Raw genomic sequence first — 20374 nt, forward strand, 5'->3', positions numbered from 1 at the left:
AAGCAGGCGCGAATTGCAATGCCGAAGGTGGCCACTTTCGGGACAGTGCCCTCGTCGGTTCGATCTCGGGGAATTGGGAGTATTCGACCCCGGAAAGGCCACAAAGGTTTTGCATCAGCGGTGATTGCAGGGCCGAGAAGTTGCCTATCGATACCTCAAGGGAGTAGATGTCGTTGAAGAAACGGTATTTCAAGTCTGATATAAAATTCTTCAGCAGCGCAGCCATTGCCATCATGATTGCCTCAGCAAGCCTCACAGGTTGCCAAACGGGAACAGTGCTCAACGGCGGCTATATCGTCGACGACCAATCCCTCAATCTCGTTCCGGAAGGCTCGAGCCGCGAACAGGTGCTCCTGTCGCTCGGCACGCCTTCGACGACGGCAACGTTCGACACCGAGGTCTTCTATTACATCTCACAGAAGCGCACTCGCGCCGTCGCCTTCCAGAAACTGAAGGTTGTCGATCAGAGCGTGCTTGCGATCTACTTCGACAAGGACGGTGTCGTCGCGCGCCGCGCGAACTACACGCTCCAGGACGGCAAGGTCTTCGATTCGGTCTCGCGCGTGACCGCAACCGGTGGCCGCGAACTGACCTTCCTGCAGCAGGTTCTGGCAGGCGGCGCAGGCGGCGCAGCAAAGAGCCTTTTCGGAACGCCTTCAGGCAACCCACAGAATCCTGCAAGTATCCGGTAAATATCCGACTCAACAAAGAAACCCGCCGGAGCGATCCGGCGGGTTTCTTCTTTGTCTCTATGCGTTCGATCAGGCTAGGACGGCCAAGAGCAGCAAGGCGACGATATTGGTGATCTTGATAGCCGGATTGACGGCCGGACCTGCGGTATCCTTATAAGGATCGCCGACCGTGTCGCCGGTGACGGAAGCCTTGTGTGCGTCCGAACCCTTCATGTGGCGGATGCCGTCCTTGTCGACGAAGCCGTCCTCGAAGGACTTCTTCGCGTTGTCCCATGCACCGCCGCCGGACGTCATCGAGATGGCGACGAACAGGCCGTTGATGATGACGCCGAGGAGCGACGCGCCGAGTGCGGCGAAGGCCGAGGCCTTGGAGCCGGAGACCAGCAGAACACCGAAGTAGACGACGATCGGCGCCAGGACCGGCAACAGCGAGGGGATGATCATCTCGCGGATTGCGGCCTTGGTCAGAAGGTCGACGGCTTTACCGTAGTCCGGCTTTTCCGTGCCCTGCATGATGCCCGGCTTTTCCTTGAACTGACGGCGCACTTCCTCGACGATCGCGCCGGCGGCGCGGCCGACGGCCGTCATGGCGATACCACCGAAGAGGTAGGGAATGAGCCCACCGAAAATCAGTCCAGCCACCACATAGGGGTTGGAGAGATCGAATGAAATTTCCCCTATGCCGGCGAAGTAGGGAAACTTGTCGCCATTTGCCGCAAAATACTTGAGGTCATAGGAATAGGCCGCAAAGAGCACGAGAGCGCCAAGACCGGCAGAGCCGATCGCGTAGCCCTTGGTCACGGCCTTCGTCGTGTTGCCGACGGCGTCGAGCGCATCCGTCGATTTGCGGACTTCCGGCGGCAGATGGGACATTTCGGCAATGCCGCCGGCATTGTCGGTCACAGGACCGAAGGCATCGAGCGCGACGATCATCCCGGCAAGGCCGAGCATGGCGGTAACGGCGATGCCGGTGCCGAAGAGGCCGGCGAGCTGGTAGGTGCCGATAATGCCGCCCACGATGACGATCGCAGGCAGCGCCGTCGATTCCAGCGAGACCGCAAGGCCCTGGATGACGTTCGTGCCGTGGCCGGTCACGGATGCCTGGGCGATCGAATTGACCGGGCGCTTGTTAGTGCCGGTATAATATTCGGTGATGACGACAATGAGCGCCGTTACCAGGAGGCCGACGAGGCCGCAGAAGAAGAGATTGGTGCCCGTAATATCCGCACCGCCGGCCTGTCCGAGCGAACCCCAACCCACCGTCAACGATGTTGCGGCGCCGAGACCGATGATCGACAGGAGGCCGGTGACGACAAGGCCCTTATAGAGAGCGCCCATGATCGAGCCGTTGGTGCCGAGCTTGACGAAGAAGGTGCCGGCGATCGACGTGAGGATGCAGGCGCCGCAGATTGCCAGCGGATAGATCATCGCCGATTGCAGGATCGGCGCGCCGGCAAAGAAGATCGAGGCGAGAACCATGGTGGCGACGACGGAGACGGCATAGGTCTCGAAAAGGTCGGCAGCCATGCCAGCGCAGTCGCCGACATTGTCGCCGACGTTGTCCGCGATCGTCGCCGGATTGCGCGGATCGTCTTCCGGAATGCCTGCCTCGACCTTGCCGACGAGATCGCCGCCGACATCGGCACCCTTGGTAAAGATACCGCCGCCGAGACGGGCGAAGATCGAGATCAGCGAGGCACCGAAGCCGAGCGCGACAAGCGCATCGATGACTTCGCGCGCACCACTTTCATGACCGAGCAAAATTGTAAGGATGAAATAATAGATGGATACGCCGAGCAGCGCCAAACCGGCGACCAGCATGCCGGTGATGGCTCCGGATTTGAAGGCGATATCGAGGCCGGCCGAGAGGCTGTGCGATGCGGCCTGCGCCGTGCGGACGTTGGCACGAACGGATACGTGCATGCCGATAAAGCCGGCGGCACCGGAAAGCACAGCGCCGATCAGAAAGCCGATGGCGGCCATGCCGGAGAGAAGCAGCCAGGCTGCAATGAAAACAACGATGCCGACGATCGCGATCGTCTTGTACTGGCGCATGAGATAGGCCTGCGCGCCTTCACGGATATAACCCGCGATTTCCTGCATGCGGCTGTTTCCCTGATCGGCGGCCAGCACCGAACGGGTTGCCCAGATGGCATAAACCACCGAGAGCAGACCGCATGCAATTACGCATAAAAGAATGATCATTTCGCTCTTTCCTCCAAAAGTGCCGGAGCACTCCTCCCTCCGGCCACGAACGCAGCCGAATCGTCTTCTCTCCACAGAAACGCTCTAGCTTTGCGTGCGGAGATTGCGGGGTGAGAAACAGGACGTCAAGACCGCAAGGGACGAAAACCCTTGCAGTGCAGCGTAAAGAGCGAAATGGTCCGATAGAGGACGGAAGGCCTACTTCTTCGTCTCGCCGCGCACCTGTTTGGCGATGCGGTCGAGAACGGCGTTGACGAGCTTCGGCTCGTCATCCTCAAAGAAGGCCTGGGCGATCTCGACATATTCCGTTACGATCACGGCTACCGGCACGTCCTTGCGGTCGAGAAGTTCAAAGACGCCAGCGCGCAGGATGGCCCGCACGGTGCTATCCAGGCGCGACAGCGCCCAGTCGTCCTGCAGGGCGGAGGCGATCAAAGGATCGAGACGAACCTGCTCGCGCACGACGCCCGAGACGATGGAGCGGAACCACGAGGCATCGGCCTTGAGATAGGTTTCGCCGTCGATTTCCTGGCCGAGGCGATGCGCCTCGTATTCGGCGACGATTTCCAAGACGCCGGTGCCGCCGATATCCATCTGGTAGAGCGCCTGAACGGCAGCCAGACGCGCAGCGCCGCGCTGGTTTGCAGTTTTCACCTGACGCTCCGGATTTTCATTGCTCATTCGTATGCACCCAGTTTCTTCTTCAGCTCAATCATCGTGAGAGCTGCGCGAGCGGCAAATCCGCCCTTGTCCTTCTCCGAGCGGCGGGCGCGTGCCCAGGCCTGCTCATCGTCTTCGACCGTCAGGATGCCGTTGCCTATGGCAAGGGATTCGCTGACGGCGAGATCCATCAGTGCGCGCGAGGATTCGTTCGACACGATGTCGAAGTGATAGGTCTCGCCGCGGATGACCATGCCGAGCGCGACATAGCCGTCATAATGCGTGCCGCCATTGTCGGCCCCATCGAGGGCCATGGCAATCGTCGGCGGAATTTCCAAAGCGCCCGGAACGGTGACGACATCGTAGGTCGCGCCCGCTTCCTTGAGCGCAAAGGTGGCTCCTTCCAGAAGCGCGTCGGCCATGTCGTCGTAGAAGCGGGCTTCGACGATCAAAATATGGGGAGCGTTATCTCGCGCCATGCATCACCTTCGGTTTCTGAGGACTTGCCATTCGGCAGGCCGCGGTCAAAACATGCCTTTCGACGAATGGCAAGCAAATTCGGATCATGGCCGGAATGCAAATCCGGAAATCCCTGCAACAGGATATCAGAAATATACGCAGGCCGCTTACGCCGCGCCTCGCAAGCACGTTGAAAACGGCAAATCGAGGGCAATCGGCATGAACAATTTGTAATGTTATTTCAGGTAGTTAGCTATTGATTTAGCGCCGCGGCCGACCCAACTCAAGAAGCGTAACGCCGACGATCCCCTGCGCGACAGCCGACCGTCATAGCAGATGAAAGGATACCATCATGAACCGCGTTGCCACAATCGCCATCGTTTCCGCCTTTTCCTCCCTCGCGCTTGCCGGCGCCAGCCGGGCGGAAAGCTTTGGCATGAACAGCCCATCGGGCATCGAACAGACGCTCCGCAATTTCCGGGGCAACGACTTCAACGTTGAGCATTTCTATAACTGGCGCGATGCAGGTCCCGAAGCTTATGGTCCGCGCTCCGCTCCGCCGCGCTCAGCACAGGATGTGCGGCAGATCCAGGCATCGATCGGCGCCAACAGGATGCTGACGCGCAAGCTCGCCAATGACGGTGTCAATGTCCGCAACGTCATCAATGCCGAAAAGGCGGCCGACGGCAGCATCACCTTCTACATCGACTGATGGGCATGAGGCGGCACAGCGATTTGCGCCGCCTCTCCCCGACAATTCTGCTGGCGCCTATTGAAAACTATCCCGGATTAATGGTCTGTTCCCTCTACAAAAGGGAAGAAGACATGCCACGGGACATCAAACCAGTTCTCAACATTGCCGACCTGACACTGGAGCAATGGAAACAGGGCGCGCTCTACGAGAGCGCCGACACATCCTTCGGCCGCCTGCTCGGCCTTTCCAATCTCGGGATCAGCTACAACGAGGTGCCGCCCGGCAAGTCGGGCTGTCCGTTCCACAACCATCATGTCGAAGATGAGTTGTTCTTCGTGATCGAAGGAACAGGGGAATATCGCTTCGGAAGCGAACGCTATCCGATCAAGAAAGGCGACACGCTCGGCGCGCCCGCCGGGGGCAAGGAAACGGCGCATCAGATCCTCAACACCGGCAGCACGACTCTGATCTATCTCGGCATCTCCACGATGGCGAAGACTGAGATCGTCGAATACCCGGATTCCGGAAAATTCCTTGCCAAGACGAACCGTGACGGCACAAGATCCGGCCGCTTCGCCGTCATCGGACGCGAAGAGAGCAATCTTGACTATTGGGACGGGGAGCCCTGCGCGTAACGCGCAGTTTTTCAGAGAGCGATATTCATGATCGATATTCCGACCATCGAAACGGAGCGATTGGTTCTGCGCCCGCACCGGCTCGATGATTTCGACGTCTATGTCGGTTTGTGGGCCGATGAAGACGTCGTCCGCTATATCAGCGGTGTGCCATCAACACGCGAACAGACATGGTCCCGCCTCATAAGGGCGAGCGGAATGTGGCATCATATGGGTTTCGGCTTTCTAATCATCGAAGAAAAGGAAAGCGGGCGGCTGATCGGCGAAGCGGGCTTCCATGAAGCCCGCCGCGACATGTTTCCCTCCATCGAGGAAACATTGGAAACCGGCTGGGTGTTGCTGCCTTCAGCACACGGACGGGGCTATGCGACTGAAGCGCTCGCGGCGCTGATCGCATGGGCCGACCGTCATATCCCCGGCAAGGAGATGACCTGCATTATCAGCCCTGATAACAAACCATCGCTACGCGTCGCGGAAAAGCTCGGCTTCCGTGAAGTGACACGCACCAATTATCACGGCGAAATCATTCTGTTCTCGCGGCAGGGAACTCAGCCAGCCTAGCCGCATAGCGCGCCATCGTGTCGACTTCGAAATTGACGAAGTCGCCCGCCTGGCGCTCGCCCCAGGTGGTGACCTCGAGCGTGTGGCGGATCAGCAGGACGTCGAAATCCGTTCCATTGACGGCATTGACCGTCAGCGACGTGCCATCGAGCGCGATCGAGCCCTTGGGCGCCACGAACTTTGCAAGATGCTCCGGCGCACGCAGGCGGAAGCGGGTCGCGTCACCCTCGGTGGTCACCGACAGGATTTCCGCCTTGCCGTCGACATGCCCGGAGACGATGTGGCCGCCGAGTTCGTCGCCGATCTTCAGGGAGCGCTCGAGATTGACGCGGGTGCCTGATTTCCAGTTCGTGAGCGTCGTGAGCCTCAGCGCCTCTTCCCAGGCCTCCACCTCGAACCAGCGGCCGTTGCTGCCTTCGCCCGGCAGGCCGGTTACCGTGAGGCAAATGCCCGAGTGGGAAATCGACGCACCCATATCGATGGTCTTGGGGTCGTAATTAGTCGCGACGCGGAGCTTCACACCCTCGTTCATGGGCGAAATGGATTCGATCGTGCCGATATCGGTGACAATTCCGGTGAACATCAGGATTCTCTTTCGTATTCGTCCAGCCGGTCGTCGCCGAACATGAATGTGCCCTTGTGGACAAAACCCGGTGGCATATCGGTCTTCGTCAAAGGCGATTCAATACCGCCTTCGCCGATGATCACCTGCCCCTGGTAAAGCTGGATGCGGTCGACGAGACCGACGTCGAGGAAAAGCCGCGCCGTCTTCGCGCCACCCTCGATGAGGAGCGAGGAGATGCCGCGCGAGGCAAGTGCAGGGAGCAGCACTTCGGGATGGTAAGGATTGCAGTAAAGGATTTCGACGCCTGCGGATTCCAGGGCTGAACGGCGGGTTTCGATTTCGAAGGTTTCGGCGAATGGCTTACCCCCCTCTGCCCCGCTGGGCATCTCCCGCACAAGTGGAAAGATTGGACGAGCGTGGGCTGCCTGCCCCTCATTCTCGGTCACGGGGGTCGAACTATCGCCGCCGGATTTTCTGGAATTAGGATCGTGCTGCTCGCCAATCTCTCCCGTTGTGGGGGAGATGTCCGGCCGGACAGAAGGGGGGGCCTCGCTGGCAACCACGATGACCGGCACGTCTCGCGCCGACCTGACCAGCTTGCTCGTGAGCGGCAAGTCAAGCCAAGGATCAAGCACGACCCGCACCGGCGACAGCGATTGCAAGCCCGGCGTTCGCACCGTCAGTTCCGGATCGTCGGCGATCGCCGTGCCGATGCCGACGAGGATGGCGTCGGTTTTGGCGCGGAGCGCCTGAACCTGCGCGCGCGCAAGCGGGCCGGTGATGGCGATCTGTCCCTCGCCTTTGCGGCCGATCATGCCGTCGGCCGAAACGGCAAGCTTGACGGTCACATAGGGCCGGTTCTTCGCCTGCCGGGTGAGATAGCCGGCAAGCGAGCGAGCGCCTTCCTCCTCCAGCACGCCGGTGTCAACCTCAATACCGGCGTCGCGCAGCATGGCGATACCGCGGCCGGAAACGCGGGCGTCAGGATCCGTAACACTGATAACAACGCGGGCGACACCAGTAGCGATCAGCGCTTCCGCGCAGGGCGGCGTCTTGCCGTGATGCGAGCAGGGTTCGAGCGTCACATAGGCGGTGGCGCCGCGGGCAAGATCGCCTGCCTCGGCAAGCGCCTGCGGCTCGGCATGCGGACGGCCCCCAAGCGCGGTAACCGCACGCCCTACGATTTCGCCGTCTCTGACGATAACGCAGCCGACGGAGGGATTAGTCGAGGTCTGGCCGAGATGCAAAAGACCAAGACGGATTGCCTCGGCCATGAAACGCTCGTCCTGCGGCCCCGTGCTCATGGCTCAGGTCTCCAGCGTGTCGCGGCTGATCTTGGCGTTGATTTCGGAAATGACCTTTTCGAAATCCTCGGCATGCGAGAAATCCCGGTAGACGGACGCATAGCGGACGAAGCCGACGTCATCGAGGCTCTTGAGCGCTTCCAGCACCTGAAGGCCGATGGCCTCGGAGCTGATCTCGACTTCGCCGGAGCTTTCGAGACGGCGGACGATGCCGGAAACGGCCCTTTCGATGCGGTCGCGGTCGACCGGACGCTTGCGCAGCGCGATCTCGAAGGAGCGCACCAGCTTGTCGCGGTCGAAAGGCACCTTGCGGCCAGTCTTCTTGACGACCATCAGCTCGCGCAACTGCACGCGTTCGAACGTCGTGAAGCGGCCGCCGCAATCGGGGCAGATACGCCTGCGGCGGATGGACGTATTGTCCTCCGCCGGGCGTGAATCCTTAACCTGGGTGTCTTCCGATCCGCAGAATGGGCAGCGCATGCGCTATCCTTAGCCGATGTAGTCGTACATTGGGAAGCGGCCGGTAAGGTCGACCACCTTGCCACGAACGGCTGCTTCGACTGCTGCGTTGCCTTCGTCGGAATTGGCGACCTTCAGGCCGTCGAGAACCTCAACGATGAGGTTACCGATTTCCTTGAATTCCGCTTCCTTGAAGCCGCGCGTCGTGCCTGCCGGAGCGCCGAGACGGACGCCGGAAGTGACGAAAGGCTTTTCCGGATCGAACGGAATGCCGTTCTTGTTGCAGGTGATGTAAGCGCGGCCGAGCGCTGCTTCGGCGCGCTTGCCGGTGGCGTTCTTCTTGCGGAGGTCGACGAGCATCAGGTGGTTGTCGGTGCCGCCGGAGACGACGTCGAGGCCGCCCGCCATAAGGGTCTCGGCAAGTGCCTTGGCGTTCTTGACGATCTGAGCGGCGTAGTCTTTGAATTCCGGCTGCAGCGCTTCGCCGAAGGCGACGGCCTTGGCGGCGATGATGTGCATCAGCGGACCGCCCTGCAGACCAGGGAAAACGGCCGAATTGAACTTCTTCGCCAGATCTTCGTCGTTCGTAAGGATGACGCCGCCGCGCGGGCCGCGGAGCGACTTGTGGGTCGTGGTCGTCGCGACGTGGCAGTGCGGGAATGGCGACGGATGCTGGTCACCGGCGACGAGGCCAGCAATATGGGCCATGTCGACCATGAGATAGGCACCGACCGAGTCGGCGATCTCGCGGAAACGCTTCCAGTCCCAGATACGGGAGTAAGCCGTACCGCCGGCAATGATCAGCTTCGGCTTGTGCTCTTCGGCCTTGCGGGCGACTTCGTCCATATCGAGCAGGTTGTCGCCTTCGCGAACGCCGTAGGACACGACGTTGAACCACTTGCCGGACATGTTGACCGGCGAGCCGTGCGTCAGATGACCGCCCGAATTCAGGTCGAGGCCCATGAAGGTGTCGCCCGGCTGCAGCAGCGCCAGGAAGACCGCCTGGTTCATCTGCGAACCGGAGTTCGGCTGGACGTTGGCGAAGTTGACGCCGAAGAGCTTCTTGGCCCGTTCGATCGCCAGTTCCTCGGCGATATCGACAAACTGGCAGCCACCGTAGTAGCGCTTACCCGGATAACCTTCCGCATATTTGTTCGTCATGATGGAGCCCTGGGCTTCCAGCACCGCGCGGGAAACGATGTTCTCCGATGCGATCAATTCGATCTCATGCCGCTGGCGGCCGAGCTCCTTTTCGATCGCGCCGAAGATATCCGGATCGGTGTCAGCAAGCGAACGATTGAAGAAGGTCTGCGTGGAAGCATTTGTCATGGGCGGGCTCCTCAACTGGAATGCGCGAAGGTTTAGCGTTCCACCCCGCAGAGAGCAATACGAAGAACGACATTTGCTGGGCAATCTACGCGCAGCCTATGCTCCCAACTGAGTATCTTAGGATTTGGAGAGCTGAGTCCCTCGCCCAGCGCCATTCCTGTGGGCGCCCTTTCAGCGGCGTCGCATGCTTAGCGATGTGGCTGTTTCGCTGCGCTTCCCGCAATATCCTCATCTCTGTGCTTGTCACAGAGATCCAACCACGGCGGCCCTTGCCTGCGATTCAAGTCAAGAATGCCGCCTGCCCTCGCCCTCGACTGACTTGCGGCGTGGCCTCCACAACAAAAAGCCGCGCCCGAAGACGCGGCTTTCAGAAAGCTACAAGCATCAATTTTTACTGAACCGGCTGCTCCATTCCAGCGGTCGTATCGAGCGCCAGTTCGGCGTTGCCGTCCATCTGGTAGATGTCGTCGCGGAACTGGACGAGGCCGTCGGGCATGCCCCAGGCGGAGATGTAGACGAAATAGACCGGGATTTCCTCGGCGAGCGTGATCGGCGTGTTGACGCGGCTCGCGATCACCTGCTCCATCTGCTGACGCGACCACGGCGGGGTGTCGCGCAGCAGCCAGGTCGTCAGGTCGCGGACGTTCTGGACGCGCACGCAACCGGACGACTCGAAGCGCATCAGCTTGTTGAACAGGCCCTGCTGCGGCGTGTCGTGCATGTACTCGCCGTTCTTGTTATGGAAATTGATCTTCGCCGAAGCCATGGCGTTAATCTTACCCGGATCCTGACGGAACATCAGGTTCGGCGCCTCGCCATTCCAGTCGATCGTTTCCGGGGCGACTTCGTTGCCCTTGCCGTCAATCAGACGAATGGCGTTCCTCTCGAGATAGGTCGGATCCTTGCGCATCAGCGGCATGATGTCCTTCTCGACGATCGAGCGCGGCGCAGTCCAATAGGGATTGAGGATGACCTCGTAGATCTTCGAATTGACGATATGCGTTGGACGGCTGATACGTCCGACGACGGCCGCATGACGCGTCGCCACGCTGCCGTCTTCGACCGCCTCGACATAGGCGGCCGGAATATTGACCATGACGTGGCGGCGGCCGAGATCTTCCGGGAAGGTCTGTAGCCGGACGAGGTTGGTGTTCAGCTGCTGCAGGCGCACGTCGACCGGAATGTTCATCGCCTTTAACGTGAATTCGCCGATGACGCCGTCTGCGGGAAGGCCATGACGGGCCTGGAAGCGCTTGACCGCACCGTCGACATAGGAATCGAAGGCGGAAGACATGCCGGCTTCGCGCGGCAAGTCGCCGGTGATGGCGAGGCGCTGGCGCAGCGCCTGAACGGAAGGATCCGTCACGCCGAGCTGGAGACGCACGCCAGCAGGATTGACCTCAGGCCAACCGCCTGCGGACGCGATCTGCTGATATTCCATGATCGCCAGCTGGATGCTCGGAACCGATTGCGGACTGAGGATCGGGGTATTGGAAACGGCGGCGTTCGCCGTGCGCGATGCGGCCTTGGCGTCGAACTGATCGTCCCAATCGCCGCGGCGGGGCGCGTTGATCAACGCATCGAGCGCGGACTGCGCGAAAGCCGGGGCGGCGATTGCGCTGGCGCCGACGGTTGCCGCAGACGCAAGAAAGGCGCGGCGCGAAAGAGCTTCAATTCGGTTTTTCTTCGACATAATCCCAACCACTGAATGCCGCAGCCTGATAAGGAAAACCGCGGGCTTTAAGATTCACTGCGCCACGGCGCAGATCACTACCATTCCGTTCTCCGGCGCATCACAAGTTTTCCGCGCCTGGCCATCACAAGATTGCGAGCCGGAAGCGCGGACGACTTTGAACTATTGTGTTAGAAAGCGCCGCTTTGCCGTGCATTTCCGCTGTCATACCAATATGGCCAATTCGTGTCGCCGACGTCCAATATGCCTACCATTGGTAGGGAGCGGCACGGACGAAACCATATCGATCCGTAATCGGTGCTGGTTAATAACGGCTAAAAGACCGCCTGAATACAGGGCCGCTGCGCGCGGGCGCGATGCGTTGCAAAGATGACACGCTGGCTGCGAACACGGCAAACCGGACGCGCAGGGACGCATCCGGTTTTCTTCGACCTTGGAGGAGGTCTCTTACCTTAGAGCCGATAAAGGATCTGGTCGTTCCAGAAGCGGTCGAGGCGCTGCAGGAGCTTGTTCATCTGGGTGAACTCGTCGGTGCCAATGCCGCCGACCTTGTCGATCGAAGTGATGTGGCGTTCGTAGAGCTTGGCCACCGTTTCGGCGATCTCCGTGCCGGTTTCCGTCAGGCTGATGCGGACGGAGCGGCGGTCGATGCGCGAACGCTGGTGGTTGATGAAACCGAGATCGACCAGCTTCTTCACGTTGTAGGACACATTCGAGCCGAGATAGTAGCCACGCGAGCGCAGCTCGCCGGCGGTCAGCTCGGAATTGCCGATGTTGAAAAGGAGCAGGGCCTGGATGGCGTTGACGTCGCTGCGGCCCTGACGGTCGAACTCGTCCTTGATGACATCCAGAAGGCGGCGGTGAAGACGTTCGACAAGGTGAAGGGATTCCATGTAAAGATCACGGATGTCGTGGTCCTGCTGATCACGGAAGTTCGATACCGCCTGCGGCTTGATTTTCGTATTCATGATGACTGCCTCACTGTTTTGTTTGGCGGCGTTGGTTTTCTTCCCGCCTTGAGACAGACCCTATCGAATACAAATAAAATTCTACTTAAACTGCAGGCTTAACAGCACCTTACCGAAAACCCCGCGTTGTATCAGGGTAAATCAACGCTTACTTTGCGGCGTTGGCGGCGCTTCTCCAGCCAGAGCGCCAGGCGGAAAACCAGGTAGACAGCGGCAACCGCGCCATGCATCAGCAGGATGAGCCGGTTGGAGCCGAAGGTCTGCGGCAGCAGGCCGTACATCAGGATTTGACCGCCTGCGGCGAGCACCCAAACGACCGGCCCCCAGGATACCGTCAGCCAGAGGCCGAGCGACGCGACGGGGAAGAGAACGGCAAGGCTGGTGGCCGCAACCTTCCACGGCAGGCTCAGGAGATCGAAGCGCCCTGCTCCCACCAGCGAATAGCCGACGAGCATCGCCCAATATTGCAGGCCGAACCAAAAGCAGGAGATCGCAACCAGCCTCAAGAAGAGGATGAACAGGATGTCTATCAGCGTCCGCTTCGGCATCGTCGGAGAATCATTTTCCATGGCGCAGACTTTAGGGTTCCCGTTGCAGCTCCACCAGCGGCTTATCCGCCGCGGCCAATCGCCCGGTTTGGTTTTCCGGATCGTCATGATAATGAGCGGACCTATAAATGGAATGGCCAGGGACGAAAGACAATGCAGACCAGGACCCACCTCGTTGACGAGATCACCGGACACCGCCGCATGCGCCGCAACCGCAAGGCGGATTGGACGCGGCGCCTTGTGCAGGAAAACCGGCTGACGGTGGACGACCTGATATGGCCGGTCTTCATAGTCCCCGGTTCAGGTATCGTGGAACCGATTCCGGCCATGCCGGGCGTCAACCGCATCAGCGTCGACAAATTAGCGGAAGCCGCCCGGGAGGCGGCCGATCTCGGCGTCCCGGCGATCGCCACCTTCCCAAACATCGAGATGGCACTGCGCGACGAGACGGGCTCGAACAGCCTTCAGGCCAGCAATCTCATCAATCAGGCGACGATTGCCATCAAGAAGGCCGTCCCGAACATCGGCGTGATCACCGATGTGGCGCTCGATCCCTTCACCAGCCACGGCCATGACGGCATCCTGCGCGGCTCAGAAATCGTCAATGACGAGACCGTCGATCAGGTGGCGCGCGCTGCCGTCATGCAGGCTGATGCCGGTTCCGACATCATTGCCCCGTCGGAAATGATGGACGGCCGCATCGGAGCGATCCGCCGGGCACTCGATGCCGCCGGGCATCAGAATGTCGGGATCATGAGCTACGCGACCAAGTTCGCGTCCGCTTTCTATGGCCCGTACCGCGAGGCGATCTCGACCGGCAGCCTGCTGAAGGGCGACAAGAAGACCTATTATATCGATCCCGCCAACGGCACCGAGGCAATCCGCGATGCAGCACTCGACGTTGAGGAGGGCGCGGATATGCTGATGGTCAAACCTGGTCTTCCCTATCTCGATATCTGCTGGCGGATGAAGGAGGCCTTCGGCCTTCCGACCTTCGCCTATCAGGTTTCCGGCGAATATACGCAGATCAAGGCTGCGGCGATGAACGGCTGGATCGACGGCGAACGGGCGATGCTGGAAACGCTGCTCGCCTTCAAGCGCGCCGGTTGCGACGGGATCCTGACCTATTTCGCGATCGAGGTCGCCAGACTGCTGGCAAAGCGCTGATCTTCACGCATTATTGTATCTCCGGCCACCGACACCATATCAGTGGCACCGATTTCCAGAGGAGACCGCAGATGAGCCTTAACCCGAACCCGCTTTATGCCGCACCGGAAGACTGGCGCGCCTATAGCGGCACGCTGAGCCGGCGGGTCTTTGCGTTCATTCTCGACTACATCATCGTGCTGCTGCTCTGCATTCCTGCCGCAGTCGTGCTGTTTTTCCTGTCGATTCTGACGCTCGGCCTCGGTTTCTTTCTCTATCCGGCGCTCTTCGTGCTGGTTGCCGGCCTCTATTTCGGCTTGACGGTCGGCGGGCCGAGTCAGGCATCGCCTGGCATGCGGGCGATGGGGATCGCAATCGTGCGCGTCGATGGCCGCCCGATGGATTTCCTCCTAGCGATCGCACACCTGGCGCTTTTCTGGATCCTGAACTCTGTGCTGACGCCGCTGATTCTGCTCGCCGGTCTGTTTACCGAGCGCAGCCGACTCATTCACGATCTGCTTGTGGGCACGGTCACGGTGCGAACCGCCTGACGCGGCGAAATAAAGCCCGCCGCCGGTCTTTGCCGACCAGCCGGAGGCGCCATATCAAAAAAGAATGGGAAGATGATAGCGCGGACAGACCAGCCGCGCTGTTGACGTTTTCTATTCTTAGGTCATGCTGTCATAGTAAAACAATCAATGCGAAAGGACGTCTCTCCGGCAAATGAATACGCAGGCCTCGCCATCACCGCAGTTTTATCTGACGGCTCCGGCTGCATGTCCGTATTTGCCGCATGAGATGGAGCGTAAGGTCTTTACGCATCTTGTCGGTCCGCGCGCTGCCGAAATGAACGACATCCTGACGCAAGGCGGTTTCCGCCGTTCGCAGAACATCGCCTACCGCCCAGCTTGCGAATCCTGCCGCGCCTGCGTCTCGGTGCGCATCCTCGCGCAGGAGTTCCAGCCGACAAAATCGATGAAACGGGTGCTCGCTCACAACGCAGATGTCATTGCGACCGAATTTTCGGCGCAGCCTTCCAGCGAGCAGTATTCACTCTTCCGCCGCTATCTCGACGACCGCCACCAGCAAGGCGGCATGTCCGACATGACCGTTCTCGACTATGCGATCATGGTGGAAGATACGCACGTAAACACCAAAATCATCGAATACCGCAAACGGGAAGAAGGCTCGGGTCTCGATGCCCGCCCGCGCGGCGAACTCCTGGCTGCCGCGTTGACCGACACAATGAGCGACGGCCTTTCCATGGTCTATTCCTATTTCAATCCGGAATATGACAGGCGCTCGCTCGGCACCTTCATGATCCTGGACCATGTGAAGCGCACCAAGGCGCTCGGCCTTCCGCATGTTTACCTCGGCTATTGGGTTCAGGGATCGCGCAAAATGGATTACAAGACGCGCTTCCAACCTCAGGAACACCTGACGCCACGCGGCTGGGAACGCTTCGATCCCTCTACCATGCCCGAAAGCACGCACGATTAAATGCCCCTCACCTGGATGCGTGCGGAAGCCGTCTTCGGCATGCGGTGTTTTTCTGCTGCGGAACGGCTACGAAATAGAAACGACAGACGCGCGTCTATACGAGTTCGTCCTCGCTGTTGCCGCCGGCGAGATAGACGAAGCAGGCGCGACGCGCTTTCTGAGTGATTTCTCCGTTCCCCTAGCTCGCCAGCCGGTCCGTCTGCTCCAGCACCCGTTCCAGGCCGTCCATAACGTGCATCCAGCCCTGGCGCGTCTTCTCTTCGAACGCCGCCCATTCGGCGCACATTTCGTGCGTCAGCGTTAGGCGGCTGCCGTCGCCCAGCGGCTCGATGTCGATTTCGACGCGGTCGGGATTGTGGTCGTGCTCTTCAGCTGAGAAGCTAAAAACCATGTGTTTCGGCCTACGAAGTTCGAGGAAGATGCCGCAGTGGCACGCGTCGCCGGTCGGGCGTCGGTCGATGATCAGGAAGCGGCCGCCGACACGGGGATCGATTTCGGCGCGGACAACATGCCCCTGCTCCGTCGCAAAAAGAAAACGTTTGGCCATCTGCGGATTAAGCCATGCGTCATAGACGACGGAAGGCGGCACGTTGTAAGTGTGATCGACATGCAACTTGATAGTGTTGGCAGACATTGAGGCTCCTCCGTTTCAGGGCAGCGCTCGCGCGCAAAGCCCAACGGCCATTCCGTCCGCCTTCGGAATGAACCCGTTCCCAATATTTGATAACAGGAAGGAGATAGAGGACGCGACCCGCGTGCCAAGAGCGGATCGCCAATTTGTCATCGCATTCAGCCGGAAAATTTGCCGCTGCGCGGGAAGCCCTTCGGAACGAGGCGGCCCGCGGACGCACGGTCAGCCAACCATTCAGCCAGTTCTTCCTTGTTTTTTGTGAAGGTACGGCCCGCGCTGTCTTCCCAAACAAGGCCGTCAGCGATCGCGAAGCACCGAACGTCGGAAATGCCGCCATCCTTGTATCTCTGCAGGCGCACGCCCTTGCCGCGGGCCATTTCCGGCACCTGGGTCAGTGGGAAGACCAGCATCTTGCGGTTCTCACCGACGACGGCAACGTGATCACCGCTGACGGGCACGATGAGCTTGGTCTCGTCCGGCATCGCAACGTTCATGATCTGCTTACCCTTGCGGGTATTGGCAGCCATTTCGGATTCCGCCACGACAAAGCCGTTGCCGGCGGTCGAGACGATCAGCTGCTTGCGCACCGGATCATGGACGAAGGCCGTCAGCACGTCCTGATCATTATCCATGTCGACCATGATGCGCAGCGGCTCTCCGTGACCGCGTCCGCCGGGCAGCTTGTCGCCGCCGAGCGTGAAAGCTTTGCCGCCGGTCGTGACGACAAGTATCTTGTCCGTCGTCTGTGCCGGAAAGGCTATCTTCAGCGCGTCGCCTTCCTTGAAGGTCAGGCTCGCCGTGTCCGCGATGTGGCCCTTCAGCGCACGTATCCAACCTTTTTCGGAAACGACGACGGTGATCGGTTCCTTCTCGATCATGGCGTGCTGAATGGCCTGCTCGTCGGCTTCGGGCGCCTCCGCGAACTGCGTGCGGCGGCGGCCTATTTCGGTCGCCTTGGCGAACTTCTTCTTCACCTCGCCGATTTCCCAGGCGACCGTCTGCCACTGCTTTTCCTCGGAGGCGAGCAACGCCTCGATGCCGGCCTTCTCTGTGGTGAGCTCGGCAAACTCGGTCCGGATTTCGAACTCTTCGAGCTTGCGCAAGGAGCGTAGCCGCATGTTGAGGATCGCTTCGACCTGGTTGTCGGTCAGTCCCCAGCGGGCCACCATCACCGGCTTCGGCTCGTCCTCCTCGCGGATGATGCGGATCACCTCGTCGATGTTCAGGTAGGCGATCAACAGGCCGTCGAGGATTTCGAGGCGTCTGTCGATTGCGGCGAGGCGGAAGCGCGAACGGCGCTGCAGGACCTCGCGGCGGTGAGCCAGCCACTCCTTCAGCACCTCGTTCAGCGCCATGACGCGCGGAATGCGCCCCATGGAAAGAACATTCATGTTAAGCGGAAAGCGGTTCTCCAGCTCCGTCAGTTTGAACATCGACTCCATCAGGATCGTCGGATCGACGGTCCTGCTCTTCGGCATCAGCACGACGCGGACGTCTTCGGCGGATTCGTCGCGGATGTCTTCCAGCAGCGGCAGCTTGCGGGCAATCAGCAGCTCGGCGATCTTTTCGATCAGACGTGACTTCTGCACCTGGAAGGGGATTTCGGTGACGATAATCTGATAGCCGCCGCGTCCCAGATCCTCGATCTGCCATTTGGCGCGCACCCGGAAGCCGCCGCGGCCGGTGCGGTAGCTCTCGATGATGCTTTCGCGGTTGTCGATGATGATGCCGCCCGTCGGAAAGTCCGGTCCCGGAATGAATTCGACGAGCTTTTCGACAGTCGCATCCGGATGCTTGATGAGGTGCAGCGCCGCATCGCAAAGTTCATGGGCGTTGTGCGAAGGAATGGAGGTCGCCATGCCGACGGCGATGCCGGAGGAGCCGTTCGCGAGCAGGTTAGGAAAAGCGCCGGGCAGGACGACCGGCTCGGAGTTGGATTCGTCGTAGGTGTCGCGGAAATCGACGGCATCCTGATCTATGCCTTCGAGCAGCAGCTCCGAGACTGCCGTCATCTTCGATTCGGTGTAGCGCATGGCGGCGGGACTGTCGCCATCGATGTTGCCGAAATTGCCCTGGCCGTTCACAAGCGTGTAGCGCTGCGAGAAATCCTGGGCCAGCCGGGCGAGTGCGTCGTAGATCGACTGGTCGCCGTGCGGGTGGAAGTTACCCATCACCTCGCCGACGATCTTGGCGCATTTCCTGAAGGCTGAGTTGGGTCTGAGCCCCATCTCGTTCATCGCATAGACGATGCGCCGATGGACCGGCTTCAGGCCATCGCGAACGTCCGGAAGCGCGCGGTGCATGATGGTCGAAAGCGCATAGGCCAAGTAACGCTCTTCGAGCGCGGCCTTCAGATCAACCGGGTGAATGCTGTCGTCGTCTCCGCCGGAGGGCGGCAAAATCTCTTGTCCCATAGGCTCTGCCTAGCCTAGAAGACGATTCACGGCAAGGAATCGAGGGCTTTGGCCTGTGGATGACGTCCCGGAACGACATGAATGGGTCATCATGCATCGCCACAAATTTGGACTTCGTTTGCTTTCCCCTTCAACAGAAATTTAGAACCCTCCAAATATAAACCGCGTTCGATCCGCAATAATTCGCTGCAATTTGCAACCGCGACCAAAGGACTTACCGATGACTTTTTACCGGACAACCCGGCTGATGCTGTCTGGCGCCGCATTTCTGTCGCTCGCCGGCTCCGCAGTCGCCCTCGACGGGCAGGATATTCTGAAGAAGTTGAATGCCGCCTATAGTACCCAAGGCGGAACGATCACTGCCGATGGTGTCGACGTCAACGACACGACGGTGACGCTGAAGAACGCGAGCTTCAAGCCGACTGGCAGCGACGCCCTCAACATCGGCGACATAACGATGACCGGCGTCGAGGAAGACGAAGACGGCGGCTACTACATCGAGGAAGCAGCCTTCCCCGACATCAACGTGACCAAGGATGGCACGACGGTCAGCGCCTCCGAACTGACACTCGGCGGCATCTCGATCCCGGCAGACGCCAACGGTGACCGCCTCGATTCGATCCTGCTTTATGAAACCGCTCATGCCGGTCCGATAAAAGTGGTCAACGGCGGCAAGGAAGTCTTCTCACTCGGCGAGACGGAGATGAACCTGACGCTGCGCGAGGACGAATCCGGCTTCGACTTCGACGGCGCGTTCAAGAGCATGAAGGCAGACCTCAGCGATACTCCGGACCCGCAGGCGAAGGAAGCGATCGAGAAACTCGCCCTGCAGCACCTCAACGGCGACATCACCATGAAAGGCGCGTGGGACCTCGGCCCCGGTGCAATCGATATCTCCGAATTCGCCCTCGACGTCACGAATGTCGGCCGCCTGAACCTTGCCTTCAAGATTTCGGGATACACCCTGCCCTTCGTGAAGTCGCTGCAGGAGGCAACCAAGGCTTCCGAAACCAATCCGAACAAGGAAGAAGCGCAGCAGGCGCTCGGCCTCGCCATGCTCGGCCTCATGCAGCAGCTTTCGTTCAACGGTGCCGAAATCCGCTTCGATGACGCGTCGATCACGAAGCGGGCGTTGGAATATGCAGGCTCTAAGCAGAACATCTCGGCACAGCAGATGGCAGACGCGCTGAAGGCGATGGCGCCGATCGCGCTGACGCAGCTCAACATCCCGGAACTGCAGAACGCGATTTCGGCAGCGGTCAACACCTATCTCGACGACCCGAATAGCTTCACCGTCAGCGCCGCGCCGCCTCAGCCGGTCCCCTTCCCGACCATCATGGGCGCTGCCATGGGCGCACCGAACACTTTGCCGAACGTGCTTGGTGTGAAGGTAACGGCGAACCAGTAAGTTGACGAAAAGGCCCGCCTTGTAAACCTGCCCCCGAAGTGGTCCAACTTTCGGGAGTAAGTTTACAAGGCGGGATTTTCTTTCTGCGTCGCTTGACCTCAACTTAACTTGAGGAACTAGACCGGTTGCCGTGACATCGAAAACCAAGGAGATGGTGATGAACGGCGCTTTTTATCGCGTGGACAAGTTTGTGGTGCCGGAGGCGGCACGCGAGGAGTTTCTGATCAATGTGCTGAAGACGCACGAGGTGCTGCAGGCCCAGGAAGGCTTCATTCGGCACACCGTTTTGGAGCAGGTTTCGGGACCGGGCGAATTCAATTTCGTGACGATCGCCGAGTGGGAAAGCGCTGAGGTCCTCGAGCGGGTGAAGGCCGCTGTCCAAGCGGCGCACCGGGCACGGAACTTCGATCCGCAGGCGTTTTTCGCACGGCTCGGCATTCGCGCCGACATCGCCAATTACAAGCCAGTTGCGGCGTAGGAACATGGCATCGGCCCGGCGGTCA

At 60.0% G+C, this 20374-nt stretch carries 21 protein-coding genes and 1 pseudogene; 10 read left to right on the forward strand and 12 right to left on the reverse strand.

Going from position 1 to position 20374, the window contains the following annotated elements:
• The first annotated feature begins 167 nt into the window (after positions 1-167).
• Positions 168-692: an outer membrane protein assembly factor BamE gene (locus N2599_RS10905; RefSeq protein ID WP_027508486.1), complete on the forward strand. Its 525-nt coding sequence runs from the start codon at positions 168-170 to the stop codon at positions 690-692.
• A 69-nt stretch (positions 693-761) separates the two neighbouring features.
• Here N2599_RS10905 and N2599_RS10910 read toward each other — a convergent pair whose 3' ends face one another.
• From N2599_RS10910 to ribH, 3 genes are all read right to left on the reverse strand, one after another.
• Positions 762-2897, reverse strand: coding sequence for a sodium-translocating pyrophosphatase (locus N2599_RS10910; protein WP_027508485.1), 2136 nt, complete (start codon positions 2895-2897; stop codon positions 762-764).
• A 198-nt stretch (positions 2898-3095) separates the two neighbouring features.
• Complete coding sequence (gene nusB, locus N2599_RS10915) at positions 3096-3578, reverse strand: transcription antitermination factor NusB (protein WP_027508484.1); 483 nt, start codon at positions 3576-3578, stop codon at positions 3096-3098.
• Positions 3575-4036 carry a 6,7-dimethyl-8-ribityllumazine synthase gene (gene ribH, locus N2599_RS10920; protein WP_027508483.1) on the reverse strand — a complete coding sequence of 154 codons (462 nt, stop codon included), beginning with the start codon at positions 4034-4036 and terminating at the stop codon, positions 3575-3577. The genes nusB and ribH overlap by 4 nt, the downstream gene beginning before the upstream one ends.
• A 332-nt stretch (positions 4037-4368) precedes the next feature.
• On the opposite strand from ribH, the gene N2599_RS10925 reads away from it, so the two are divergent.
• The 3 genes from N2599_RS10925 to N2599_RS10935 all read left to right on the forward strand — a co-directional run bounded on the left by N2599_RS10925 (position 4369) and on the right by N2599_RS10935 (position 5906).
• Positions 4369-4728, forward strand: coding sequence for a hypothetical protein (locus tag N2599_RS10925; RefSeq protein ID WP_027508482.1), 360 nt, complete (start codon positions 4369-4371; stop codon positions 4726-4728).
• A gap of 113 nt (positions 4729-4841) precedes the next feature.
• Positions 4842-5345, forward strand: coding sequence for a cupin domain-containing protein (locus N2599_RS10930; protein ID WP_027508481.1), 504 nt, complete (start codon positions 4842-4844; stop codon positions 5343-5345).
• 27 nt (positions 5346-5372) lie between these two features.
• Positions 5373-5906 carry a GNAT family N-acetyltransferase gene (locus tag N2599_RS10935; RefSeq protein ID WP_027508480.1) on the forward strand — a complete coding sequence of 178 codons (534 nt, stop codon included), beginning with the start codon at positions 5373-5375 and terminating at the stop codon, positions 5904-5906.
• Here the strand turns inward: N2599_RS10935 and N2599_RS10940 are convergent.
• From N2599_RS10940 to N2599_RS10970, 7 genes are all read right to left on the reverse strand, one after another.
• Positions 5869-6489, reverse strand: a complete 621-nt coding sequence (locus tag N2599_RS10940) for a riboflavin synthase (protein WP_027508479.1) — start codon at positions 6487-6489, stop codon at positions 5869-5871. The genes N2599_RS10935 and N2599_RS10940 overlap by 38 nt on opposite strands.
• On the reverse strand, positions 6489-7775 hold the full coding sequence (gene ribD, locus N2599_RS10945; RefSeq protein WP_027508478.1) for a bifunctional diaminohydroxyphosphoribosylaminopyrimidine deaminase/5-amino-6-(5-phosphoribosylamino)uracil reductase RibD: 1287 nt from the start codon (positions 7773-7775) through the stop codon (positions 6489-6491). Before ribD ends, N2599_RS10940 begins: the two co-directional genes overlap by 1 nt.
• A 3-nt stretch (positions 7776-7778) precedes the next feature.
• Positions 7779-8255, reverse strand: coding sequence for a transcriptional regulator NrdR (gene nrdR, locus N2599_RS10950; protein ID WP_022714748.1), 477 nt, complete (start codon positions 8253-8255; stop codon positions 7779-7781).
• Between the two features lie 9 nt (positions 8256-8264).
• Positions 8265-9563 (reverse strand): serine hydroxymethyltransferase, encoded by a 1299-nt coding sequence (glyA, locus tag N2599_RS10955; protein WP_027508477.1) that lies wholly within the window; start codon positions 9561-9563, stop codon positions 8265-8267.
• 391 nt (positions 9564-9954) lie between these two features.
• A complete protein-coding gene (locus N2599_RS10960; RefSeq protein ID WP_027508476.1) occupies positions 9955-11256 on the reverse strand; it encodes a L,D-transpeptidase family protein in 1302 nt (433 codons plus the stop codon).
• Between the two features lie 452 nt (positions 11257-11708).
• Positions 11709-12224 carry a transcriptional regulator LdtR gene (ldtR, locus tag N2599_RS10965; protein WP_027508475.1) on the reverse strand — a complete coding sequence of 172 codons (516 nt, stop codon included), beginning with the start codon at positions 12222-12224 and terminating at the stop codon, positions 11709-11711.
• Between the two features lie 131 nt (positions 12225-12355).
• The gene (locus tag N2599_RS10970) at positions 12356-12793 is read right to left on the reverse strand and encodes a DUF6163 family protein (RefSeq protein ID WP_027508474.1); all 438 of its coding nucleotides are present in this window, start codon (positions 12791-12793) and stop codon (positions 12356-12358) included.
• Between the two features lie 132 nt (positions 12794-12925).
• Here N2599_RS10970 and hemB point away from each other — a divergent pair, with 132 nt between their 5' ends.
• From hemB to N2599_RS10990, 4 genes and pseudogenes are all read left to right on the forward strand, one after another.
• Positions 12926-13939, forward strand: a complete 1014-nt coding sequence (gene hemB, locus N2599_RS10975) for a porphobilinogen synthase (RefSeq protein ID WP_027508473.1) — start codon at positions 12926-12928, stop codon at positions 13937-13939.
• A 71-nt stretch (positions 13940-14010) separates the two neighbouring features.
• Positions 14011-14469, forward strand: a complete 459-nt coding sequence (locus N2599_RS10980) for an RDD family protein (RefSeq protein WP_027508472.1) — start codon at positions 14011-14013, stop codon at positions 14467-14469.
• A gap of 172 nt (positions 14470-14641) precedes the next feature.
• On the forward strand, positions 14642-15418 hold the full coding sequence (locus N2599_RS10985; RefSeq protein WP_027508471.1) for an arginyltransferase: 777 nt from the start codon (positions 14642-14644) through the stop codon (positions 15416-15418).
• Positions 15419-15461: 43 nt separating this feature from the next.
• Positions 15462-15611: pseudogene (locus tag N2599_RS10990) on the forward strand (type II toxin-antitoxin system death-on-curing family toxin); the annotation flags it as partial.
• Here N2599_RS10990 and N2599_RS10995 read toward each other — a convergent pair.
• Both N2599_RS10995 and parC read right to left on the reverse strand, forming a co-directional pair.
• Positions 15597-16052 (reverse strand): SRPBCC family protein, encoded by a 456-nt coding sequence (locus tag N2599_RS10995; RefSeq protein WP_027508470.1) that lies wholly within the window; start codon positions 16050-16052, stop codon positions 15597-15599. The pseudogene N2599_RS10990 and the gene N2599_RS10995 overlap by 15 nt on opposite strands.
• Before the next feature lie 155 nt (positions 16053-16207).
• A complete protein-coding gene (gene parC, locus N2599_RS11000) occupies positions 16208-18463 on the reverse strand; it encodes a DNA topoisomerase IV subunit A (protein ID WP_027508469.1) in 2256 nt (751 codons plus the stop codon).
• Between the two features lie 220 nt (positions 18464-18683).
• On the opposite strand from parC, the gene N2599_RS11005 reads away from it, so the two are divergent.
• On the forward strand, positions 18684-19871 hold the full coding sequence (locus N2599_RS11005) for an aq_1923 C-terminal domain (protein ID WP_027508468.1): 1188 nt from the start codon (positions 18684-18686) through the stop codon (positions 19869-19871).
• 157 nt (positions 19872-20028) lie between these two features.
• Positions 20029-20349 (forward strand): antibiotic biosynthesis monooxygenase family protein, encoded by a 321-nt coding sequence (locus N2599_RS11010; RefSeq protein WP_027508467.1) that lies wholly within the window; start codon positions 20029-20031, stop codon positions 20347-20349.
• Positions 20350-20374: the final 25 nt, after the last annotated feature.

Origin of the sequence: Rhizobium sullae (assembly GCF_025200715.1) — a bacterium.
GTDB lineage: Bacteria > Pseudomonadota > Alphaproteobacteria > Rhizobiales > Rhizobiaceae > Rhizobium > Rhizobium sullae.